The sequence below is a fragment of the Candidatus Spechtbacterales bacterium genome (assembly GCA_040879145.1).
GTDB lineage: Bacteria > Patescibacteriota > Minisyncoccia > Spechtbacterales > 2-12-FULL-38-22 > JAWVZY01.
In genome coordinates this window covers 1-2,520 of record JBBDKX010000029.1, presented here as the reverse complement: position 1 = coordinate 2,520, position 2,520 = coordinate 1, and the positions used below count along the sequence as shown (strand labels likewise).

The window sequence follows — 2,520 nt, the reverse complement described above, 5'->3', positions numbered from 1 at the left end:
AACTTATTGCATAGTGGAGATGGTGGGAATCGAACCCACGTGTAAGAAAATATAATGCAACTACTCTACAGGCATAGGACATTTATTTTATTTAAAGACTAAAACTATAAAATGAACAAAACATTTTAGACTCGATCCCTAAAGTTCACTAGTTGGACGGGAAGGCCAAATAGCTAATCCGATAGTGTGACGCTGTTAGCACGGCATCGGAGTCACGCACAACAGCGGCTTACGGTATTTAAGCGTAAGCTAATGCAGGAGTAGGAGCGCTAAAAGCGTTCTTTACCTGCGCCATTAAGTTTGCACTTAAAGGGTGCTACAAAAGATTTACGAGCATAATGTAGCCTGGCTCAGCCTGCAAATTGCACAGATATTAACTTAGCGAACCTGTGCATCCCCATATTTTACTCGCTTCGCGAGCTATCTTTTTAATGTTCTCCTTATATTCCTGTCATCCTCCCGTTTTTTGATGGTTTCTCTCTTGTCGTGCTTCTTTTTTCCTCTAACTATAGCTATTTCTGCCTTAATTAAACCATTCCTATTATACAATCTAAGTGGCACTAAAGTCAAGCCCCTTTGCTGTGATTTTTCGTATAATTCTTCTATCTCTTTTTTATGCAAAAGGAGCTTGCGCGCCCTTGTTTCGTCATAAGAACCGGGAATATTCGGTTCTTGGTAAGGAGCTATTTTCATATTTGTAATAAATGCCTCTCCGTTTTTTATCACAGCAAAAGCACCCTGTAAACTGACAAGATTTTTCTTTACCGCCTTCGTTTCGTAACCCTTTAACTTTAGTCCCGCTTCGTATTTTTCCAGTATTTCGTAATCAAAGAAGGCTTTTTTGTTTCGCGCGTAATCTTTCATGTTTTTAGGTCAGGCTCTAATCCTGACATTCGTATCATAACAGAAAAACAAAATCTTACAATTGAACTGTTAAATGTGCTAAAATACAAGAAGTGTAAAGCTTAAATATGTTAAGAAATAAAGTACAAACTAGTGTTAAAAGGGCGGTTAATAATCTGCAAAAAAGGGGAGAACTCCCCGATGTTAAGATTCCCAGGCCCAAAGTAACAACACCAACCAGAGCGGGGCAGGGAGATTACTCTGCCTCTATTGCTATGCAAATTGCTTCTACATCGGGAAGAAAGCCAAAAACCATAGCTAAAATAATTCAAAAAGAGCTTCTTGCGGATGAGCGTCTCGTTAAAACATTTCCGGACATTCAGGTGGCGCCTCCGGGGTTTATAAATTTTTATATAGCCCCTGATCGGTTAAAAAATTTACTTTGGAAGGTTTTTAATTCTGATCACTTTGGAGAAGTTAATTTTGGAAAAGAAAAAAAACTCAACATAGAGTTTGGATCTATAAACCCCACAGGAGAGCTTCATGTCGGGCACGCGCGCACCTTTTTTTACAGTGATGCTCTGGCAAATATTCTTAAGTTTGCCGGATATAAAGTTACCAGGGAATACTATGTTAATAACGCGCGCCAAAGCGCGCAAATAAAAGAGCTTGGCAAGACAGTGTTGGGAAATGGAACATCCTACAAAGGGCCTTATTTGGATAAAAAAATAAAAGAAAACTCAAAGTCTTTAAAGCGATATAAAAGTTATAGTGCGGCCGGATATTTTATGTCCGGTAAAATACAAAAGGATATTGAGGATTTTTTGACAAAAGAGGCTCGGGTTGTATTTGATGTCTGGTTTGAAGAAGAGAGTTTATACAAAAAAGGAGAAGTTTCATCTGTTTTGCGTGAACTTAAAAAAAGAAAGCTCACATACGAGAACGAAGGCGCTTTATGGCTTAAGACAACCAAATATGGAGACAGGCAGGACCAGGTTTTAGTAAGGGGTAACGGGGAAAATACATATTTTACTACCGATATTGCCTATCATCGTAATAAAGCGCGGCGCGGATTTGATAAGTTTATAGATGTATGGGGCGCCGACCATCACGGACACTTGCGCCGAATGAACGCGGCTCTGCAGATGTTGAGTATAAAAAATATGGATGTGTTGATAGCTCAGTTTGTGCGCCTAAAGGGAGGAGAAAAGCTTTCTAAGAGAAGAGGGGTTATAGTTACTGTTAGAGACCTTATAGAAGAGACGGGCCTTGATGCTGTAAGGTATTTTTACATTACAAAATCTCTTGACAGCCAGATGGAATTTGATATTAAACTTGCGCGCGAGCAGTCGCAAAAAAATCCTGTATATTATATTCAGTATACACATGCGCGAATATGTTCCATATTGCGCAAAGCAACAAGCAACAAGCAACAAGCAACAAGTGAGATAAAGAAAAAAGAGCTGGAAGTTTTAAATGGCGTGGGCGAACTTGAGCTCATTCGTAAACTTATAATATTTCCTGAGATAGTAGAGGATATAGCGCGCGATTACCAGGTGCATCGTCTTGCAACTTATGTATATGAGCTGGCGCAGGAATTTAATCAATTTTATAGAGATTACAGGGTAATAGATGAAGATGCTTCGGGAGCCTCAGCACAAGTTAAAGAGATAAACC

Annotated in this window: 2 protein-coding genes and 1 other RNA gene; 1 reads left to right on the top strand and 2 read right to left on the bottom strand. The window is 39.3% G+C overall.

Annotation, left to right across the window (positions count from 1 at the left end):
- Nucleotides 1-11 precede the first annotated feature (11 nt).
- Nucleotides 12-399: a transfer-messenger RNA gene (gene ssrA / locus WDZ40_03290) on the bottom strand.
- A 21-nt stretch (nt 400-420) separates the two neighbouring features.
- Nucleotides 421-864 (bottom strand): SsrA-binding protein SmpB, encoded by a 444-nt coding sequence (smpB, locus tag WDZ40_03285; protein ID MEX0877857.1) that lies wholly within the window; start codon nt 862-864, stop codon nt 421-423.
- Between the two features lie 107 nt (nt 865-971).
- On the opposite strand from smpB, the gene argS reads away from it, so the two are divergent.
- A partial coding sequence (gene argS / locus WDZ40_03280; GenBank protein MEX0877856.1) for an arginine--tRNA ligase occupies nt 972-2,520 on the top strand: 1,549 nt, incomplete at its 3' end.